Genomic DNA, 8,093 nt, shown 5'->3' with positions numbered 1-8,093 from the left:
TTGTGATTGATAACAACATCCTGGAATCAGATGAAGAGGTAGTTGTTACTTTAACAAGTATTACATCTGGAGATCCACAAATCAGCATTGGAGCAAATAATACAGCAACAGTAACAATTTCTGATGACGACAGTTCAGAGGTAAGTATCGCCGCAACCAGCATTGCAAGCGAGCCTGCCACGAACGGGGCGTTTAAATTAATATTGACAAATCCGGTTGATATTGATACGGAAGTTAACTTTACTATAACTGGAACTGCAACAGAAGGAACCGATTACTCTAATTTAGGAACTACGGTTACAATTTCAGCAAATACCAGTGAAGTAACGATTCCTGTGAGCGTTATCGATGATGAATTGGTAGAGACTGGAGGAGAGTCGATTATTATAACATTGAATTCGACAAGCAATTTAGTAAGCTTATCTGCTACTAATTCTGCAAATATGAACTTAGGAGATGATGATTCAACCGAAGTAAGCATTGCTGCTACTGATGATTCAGCTCAGGAAGGTACTCCTTCTGTAAACAATGCCGAATTTACAGTTTCGTTGACCAAGGCATCAACTGTAGCAACTTTGGTGACTTACCAGCTTAGTGGTACTGCAACTGAAGGAGATGACTTTACAAACTTATCAGGAACCATTACAATTCCAGCAGGTAGTAAATCATCTACGATAGGCATTCTTGTAACAGATGATATCTTATTCGAAGATTCGGAGACAGTGATCGTTACACTTACGGGTATCGCTTCAGGTGATGTAACCACCATATTGGGTAGTCAGACAAGTGCATCGGCAACAATTATTGACAATGACATTGACTGTTTCGCTGGAAATAATGCGGAAATCTGTTCGACTGATGTCAATTATACTTTAAGTGATGCAAGTCATAACAACGCAAGCACTTACACTTGGTCCACGAACGGTTCTGGTACATTTGTCGATGCCAATGTATTAAATGCAGTTTACCAGCCAAGTGCTGATGACAGAACGAATGGTGAGATTCAATTGACTCTAAATGTTTCTGGTATTAGCGGAGCGGCTAGTGATGTAATGACACTTAAAATTTGGCCAGCTGTTGTAATTGATGCAGGTGTTGAAACAGCACTGATTAATGAAGGTGAGTCTTACATAGTGAATGGTGCAACAGCGGAGAATTATGACGAGATTACCTGGACAAGCACGGGAGGAAGTTTTGATGATCCACATGCATTAAATCCAGTTTTCACACCTTCAACTACTGATAATGTTGTAATCAGAATGACTGCAACTGGTTTAGGTGCGGGAGCATGTTCAGATTCTTATGATGAAATCTCAATTTCAATTAATGATTTCCCTAAAGCAAGTAATGAAAGCATTACTGGACTGGAAGATCAAGAATTAATTTTCAATAACTCTAATTTCTCCGTGAATTATTCAGATGCGGAAGCTAATGTTTTTGCAGGAATTAAAATCGTTGAATTAGAATCAGTTGGAGACTTGAAATATGATGGCTTGCCAGTAATTTCAGGTTTGGAAATATCAAAATTAGATATCAATAAGTTAAGCTTCGAAGCTTTGATTCATGAAAATGGAAACAATTACGATTCATTCGAATTTAAAGTGTTCGATGGCATTGCATATAGTGCTGAGACTTATACAATGAATATTTCCATAACGGCAGTAAACGATGAACCATCATTTGGCTTAACAAATCCAAAAGATATTTTGGTTAGTGAAGATATTGGTGAGGTAGTAGTCAATGGTCAGATTGCAATGCAATCAAGTGGACCTGCAAACGAATCTTCTCAAGAATTGACTTTACATATATCAAATGATACACCTGCTTTATTTAATGTTCAGCCTAACTTGGATGCTTCGGGTAATTTAACTTTCACGACAACCAATAATGCATTTGGAGAAGCTATTGTAAGCGTTTACATTTCAGATAATGGAGGAGTGGAAAATGGAGGAGATAATACATCCGAAATACAAACATTTACCATTAGCATTGAGGCAGTGAATGATAAGCCTGTAGCTGAAGATGATTTGTTTATCGTTGATGAAGATTCTCAATTGAATGGAAACGTGAGCTTAGACAATGGTAATGGAGCCGATTTTGATCCGGATAATGCAATGGAGAATATGAGTTATACATTGATTGAAGGTGGAACGGCAGTAAATAATGGACAATTGGTATTCAATGCCGATGGTAGTTTTACTTACGATCCTAATCCTGATTTCTTTGGTGAAGTGAGCTTTACTTATCAGATTTGCGATAATCCGGTTGCCCCAATGGTTCAGAAATGCGATGAAGCGATCGTTACCATTACAGTAAATCAGGTAAGTGATACGCCACTGGCAGTTGATGACAACCTATGGTTGAAAGAAGATTCTTCGATTAGCGGAAATGTATTTGATAATGATGAGCGATTGGTAGATATTCCGGTTGTAATTTCGGCAAATACAAATCCAACACACGGAAGTCTGGTGATTCATTCTGATGGCGCATTTACTTATACGCCTAACAAAGGATATTTCGGTAATGATTCATTTGAATACACTTTGATGGATGTTGATGGGGATGTTTCTACCGCTACTGTATACATTATTGTTGATCCGTTGGATTACGATCCGATTGCCAATGATGATTTTGATACTATTAATGAGGAAGAAATTAGCACAGGTGATTTGTTTGCAAACGACGAAGATTTTATTAACGATCCTGTTGTGGTGATTTCCAATACAGAACCTTCGCATGGTACTGTGGATGTAAATGCAGATGGTACTTATGTATACAGGCCAAATGTGGATTTCTACGGAATAGATACATTCACATATACATTGCAAGATTCCGATGGTGATACTGATACTGCAACAGTTACCATCACTGTGAATCCGGTGAACGATTTACCAGTAGCTATTGATGATGTCAATATAACTACCGAGGATACTGAAATAGGAGGAAATGTATTGACAAATGATACCAATCTTGGTGATGCACCAGTGTATGTAGTTGATTTTACCGACCCTGAAAATGGAACGGCACTGGTAGTTGGTGATGGAAACTATACCTATATGCCAGATGATAACTTCAATGGGATCGATCATTTTACCTATACCATTGAAGATGAGAATGGCGATCAGTCTACAGCGATTGTAAGCATTACCGTAAATCCAGTAAATGATGCTCCGGTTGCCAATGACGATGTGAATTCAACCAATGAAAAAACATCTGTTTCGGGCAATGTCTTAGCAAACGATAATGATTTGGATCTGGATGACTTAACAGTTGTTGAAATTGATGGAGAATCGACCATTCTGGGAACTGAAGTTGCTTTAAGTAATGGTGGAACAGTTCGTTTAAATGCCGATGGAACCTATGTGTTTGATCCAAGTGGAGAGTTTAATTATCTGCATACTGGTGAAACAACCCAAGTTTCATTTACTTATAGTATAAGCGATGGCAAGTCCCAGAGCAATACGGCTACAGTTAGCATTATCATTGTAGGGATGAACGATGCTCCGATAGCCAACGACGACTATATGGATACTTACGATAATGAAGAAATCATCATTTCAGTTTTAGATAATGATGTAGATGCAGATGGAGATCAATTGTCTGTTGATATTATTAATGAACCTATCTATGGTGATGCTCTTGTAAACGAAGATGGAACAATTAGCTATATCGCCGATTTGGGCAACTATTGTAATACCGAACAGTTTACTTATCGAATTTGCGATCCTGCAGGATTGTGTGATGTGGCAACCATTACTATTGAAATAGGAGTGAAGGATTCGGATGAAGACAGTATTCCTGATGCCATTGAAACACTGACTTTGAATACCGATGGCGATTCTGATTTGAACTACCTTGATTTGGATAGCGATAATGATGGAATCTCTGACGAGATAGAAGCACAAATTACAGATCCATGTACCGATGAACCTGTAGATACCGATGGAGACGGAACTCCTGACTACCTGGATACCGATAGTGATAACGATGGTTACCCGGATGAAGAAGAAGGAGATGATGATTGTGATGGAGACGGAATTGCTGATTATATCGATTCTTATGACGATTGTGGCGAGTATGTTTCGATTCCTGAAGGATTTTCTCCTAATGGCGATGGTGTTAATGATCGATTTGTGATTAAAGGAATCAAAGATTTCCCGAACTCACGACTGATGATCTTTAACCGTTGGGGAAATAAGATTTTTGAAGCAACAGGTTACCTGAACGATTGGGATGGTAGAGCTGAAAGTAACATGAAAGTTGGTTCGGAAGTCATTCCTGAAGGAACATACTATTACATCATTGATTTAGGCAATGGATCCAAAGTAATTAAAGGTTTCGTTTACATCAACTACTAATTAAAAAACTATGAATAGATCAAGATTTAATTCTCTAAAATACATTTTATTATTCTTGTTGTTTTTCCCTTGCTTAAAGCAGGGGAAAGCACAGCAGGACCCTATGTATACACAATACATGCACAATCCATTAACGGTGAATCCGGCTTATGCCGGAAGCACCGATATGATGAGTGCAATGTTCCTGGCACGTGAGCAATGGGTGGGCTTCGATGGCGCACCAAAATCGCGCACATTAACCTTAAGTGCACCTATTACGAAGTACAATATTGGTGCAGGTTTTTCATTCATTAACGATGAATTGGGTCCAGTAAAACAGAACAGTTTCTACACCGATTTTGCCTACCATTTAAAGGTGAGCGAAAAAGGAACCCTTTCGATGGGTTTGAAAGGGGGATTCGATATGATTCAGATCGATTTGATGAATCTTACCCTCGATCAGCAAAACGATGGAACCTTTGCACAAAACTTCGAAGAGAAGTTTATCCTGAACTTTGGATTGGGGATGTATTACTATACCGATCGATTTTATGCCGGACTTTCCATTCCAAGAATGTTGAACAACAAATACGATAATGATGGCATTAACACTACCAGCTTAGGTTATAAAGAGCGTCATTACTTTTTGACTACAGGGGCATTGTTCGATCTGAATGACTATATCAAATTAAAGCCTTCTGTCTTGTCGAAAATTGTGTGGAATGCGCCGCTTTCTATCGATTTATCGGCCAACTTTATTTTCTACGATCAGTTGTGGTTGGGCGCATCATACCGAATCGATGATTCTATGAGTTTCCTGATTCATTACCAATTATCGGAGCAGTTGCGCGTAGGTTATGCATTTGACCTTACCGAATCGGAATTGAGAAGGTACAACAATGGAACGCATGAAATTATGGTGGCATTCGACTTCCAGTTCAACAAGAAGAAAATCATGACTCCTAGATATTTCTAACCCAAGATTGAATAGAAAGATGAAGAAAATTACATATACACTGTGTCTTGTATTCTCACTGATTTGTATTCAGTCGCAGGCACAAATATTATCGAAGGCTGATAAGCAGTTTCAATCCTACGCTTATCAGGATGCAATTGAATTGTATGAGATTCTTTGGCAAAAAGACAGTTTGAACGATTACCTGGTGAAACAGTTGGCAACATCTTACAGGTTGCTAAACAATAGCACAAAAACAGAAGAGTGGTATGCCAGGTTAATGAAGAGTAGCAATGTTGAGGCAGAAGATTACCTGCACTATGCACGTGCTTTACAGGCCAACCAAAAGTATGAACAGGCGAAACACTACCTGGAAAGATATGAAGAGTTGGCAAAGGAAAATGTAAAGGGGATTGACCTGGATTATATTGCCGATTTAAAAAGTGCTGAAAGCAGGTTTGCCATTGCGCCAATTTCGGGCAATTCCGAAGCTTCTGATTTCGGAACCGCTTTTTACCAGGACAAAATTGTGTTCTCATCGGCGAAAGCGAAACCAAGCCTGATTAAGCGCAATTACCGTTGGAACGAGCAGAATTATTTGAGATTATACAGCTCAAATCCATTGCAGGATGGCGACTTGAAAAAGGCTGTGTTGCTATCGAGCGATTTGGGAACCAATTTCCACGATGGTCCGGTATGTTTTAATGTAGCTGGCGATGAAATGTTTCTGACCCGTAACTATGTATCAGATTCGAAGAGAGCCAAAAGAAACGATGAGGGCGTGGTGAGCATTCAGTTGTATTACAGCAAAAAAGAAGGCAAAGAGTGGTCGACTCCAAAATTGATGTCTGTGAACCTTGATGGATATTCAACCGGTCATCCAAGTCTTTCGAAGGATGGGAAGCGTTTGTATTTCATTTCCGATCGCCCGGGAGGACAGGGTGGAACTGATATCTACTACTCGGAACGAAATGGCGATACCTGGTCTGAACCTGTAAATGCAGGCGAAAAAGTAAATACCAAAGAGAATGAGATGTTTCCATTTGTGACAGAAAACAATGTGCTGTATTTTGCATCGAAAGGACATGCCGGATTGGGTGGCCTGGATATTTTCTGGATAGATGATATACTGGAGGGAAAAACTGTGAATATGGGAGCTCCTGTAAATACATCTCAGGACGATTTTGCCTTAATCATGAAAAATGGCAAAGGTTACCTGTCTTCGAATCGTGAAAAAGGAGAGTCTTTCGACGATATTTACCGTTTCGAGATTTTGGGCAGACTAATTAAGGGACAAGTGTTCAATTCGGAAACCAGTGAAATTTTGGGCAATAGCAAAGTATCCTTACTGAATGGGAATGGAGAACTAATCGGTGAAATGGAAACCGCTAAGGATGGCAAGTTCCAGTTCGAGATTAGCGATGTTCAGGACTACAAACTTATATCCGTAAAGCAACAATTTACCGATGGAGCGGGAGAGGTCTTGGCACTTGATTTAAAGGATCAGACCGAAGCTTACCGAAAACTGTTCCAGGCTCCAGATAATACGCTGAATTTAGATGGTTTGGTGGTGTACCGTGAGGATCGTTCGCCGGTTGAAGGTGTAAGCGTAATCATTAAGAAAAAAGGATCGGAAGAAAGCATAGATCTGATCACAAATCCGGAAGGAAAAATTACATGTGCGCTGGAAAGAGATGCTGAATACGCTATTGAATACCATAAGGATGATATCCTTTCAAAATCGGCTTATATCAGCACTTTTGATGTGGAAGGGGACCGCATTTATGTGGAAGAGGAAGTAGATAAGGTACAGGTTGGAAAAGTATTCGTTCTGGAGAATATTTTTTACGATTTGGACAAGTCGAATATCAGGCCAGATGCTGCTATTGAATTGAATAAACTGGTAGTGATTATGAACGACAATCCATCATTGAAGATTGAGTTGAGTTCACATACCGATTCGCGTGGTAGCGATGCATACAATATGGCTTTGTCGGATCGAAGAGCAAAATCGGCGGTGAAATACATCATCGAAAATGGAATTGCCAAAGACCGAATTATTGCCAAGGGTTATGGAGAAACAAAACTGATTAACCATTGTTCTAACGGTGTAAAATGTAGCAAGGCCGAACATCAGGCCAACCGAAGAACAGAGGTGAAAGTATTGGAATTGTAAAACAACAAGTATACCTGAAATCATAAAATAGATTGCCGCTGAGCTACTGCTTGGCGGCTTTTTTTTTGCTGTAAAAAGGACTTCTCACAGATTTTTTAAAGTCAGTCTTCCAATTGTCCGATCCAGGCTTCCTGAGCGGAGTCGAAGGACCCGGTAAACTGGTGTCTGAATATATTTCTCGCAGATTAGCGCGGATTTTTTCGCAGATTTTTTGAGATCAGTCTTCCAATTGTTTGGTCCAGGCTTCCTGAGCGGAGTCGAAGGACCCGATAGTATGGTGTCTGAATATATTTCTCGCGGATTCTCGCGGATCTTTTCGCAGATTTTGTGAGATCAGTCTTCCAATTGTCCGATCCAGACTTCCTGAGCGGAGTCGAAGGAGACCCGGTAACCTGGTGTCTGAATATATTTCTCGCAGATTAGCGCGGATTTTTTCGCAGATTTTTTGAGATCAGTCTTGCAATTGTCCGGTTCAGGCTTCCTGAGCGGAGTCGAAGGACCTGTTGATCTGGTGTATGAATTAATTTATATATCATTTGAAGGTGCAGCGCACCGAAGCATTTATAGCAAAATGATTACAGTAGACTTAAGGTGCATCGCACCGTAGTATATATTCAAGTCTAAT

General features: G+C 39.7%; 3 protein-coding genes. All 3 read left to right on the top strand.

Annotation, left to right across the window (positions count from 1 at the left end; translation table 11 throughout):
• On the top strand, positions 1-4,358 hold a 4,358-nt coding region (locus ELS83_RS20125), incomplete at its 5' end, for an Ig-like domain-containing protein (protein ID WP_171597349.1).
• Between the two features lie 10 nt (positions 4,359-4,368).
• Positions 4,369-5,313 carry a PorP/SprF family type IX secretion system membrane protein gene (locus ELS83_RS20120; protein WP_171597348.1) on the top strand — a complete coding sequence of 315 codons (945 nt, stop codon included), beginning with the start codon at positions 4,369-4,371 and terminating at the stop codon, positions 5,311-5,313.
• A gap of 19 nt (positions 5,314-5,332) precedes the next feature.
• Entirely contained in the window at positions 5,333-7,468 is a 2,136-nt protein-coding gene (locus tag ELS83_RS20115) for an OmpA family protein (protein WP_171597347.1), read from the top strand.
• Positions 7,469-8,093 lie beyond the last annotated feature (625 nt).

The organism is Marinifilum caeruleilacunae, assembly GCF_013141825.1.
Lineage (GTDB): Bacteria > Bacteroidota > Bacteroidia > Bacteroidales > Marinifilaceae > Marinifilum > Marinifilum caeruleilacunae.
This window is presented reverse-complemented; position numbering and strand designations above follow the sequence as displayed.

Coding starts and splice junctions, on each gene's coding strand:
- ELS83_RS20115 (WP_171597347.1), top strand. CDS start 5,333: ATGAAGAAAATTACATATACACTGTGTCTTGTATTCTCACTGATTTGT.
- ELS83_RS20120 (WP_171597348.1), top strand. CDS start 4,369: ATGAATAGATCAAGATTTAATTCTCTAAAATACATTTTATTATTCTTG.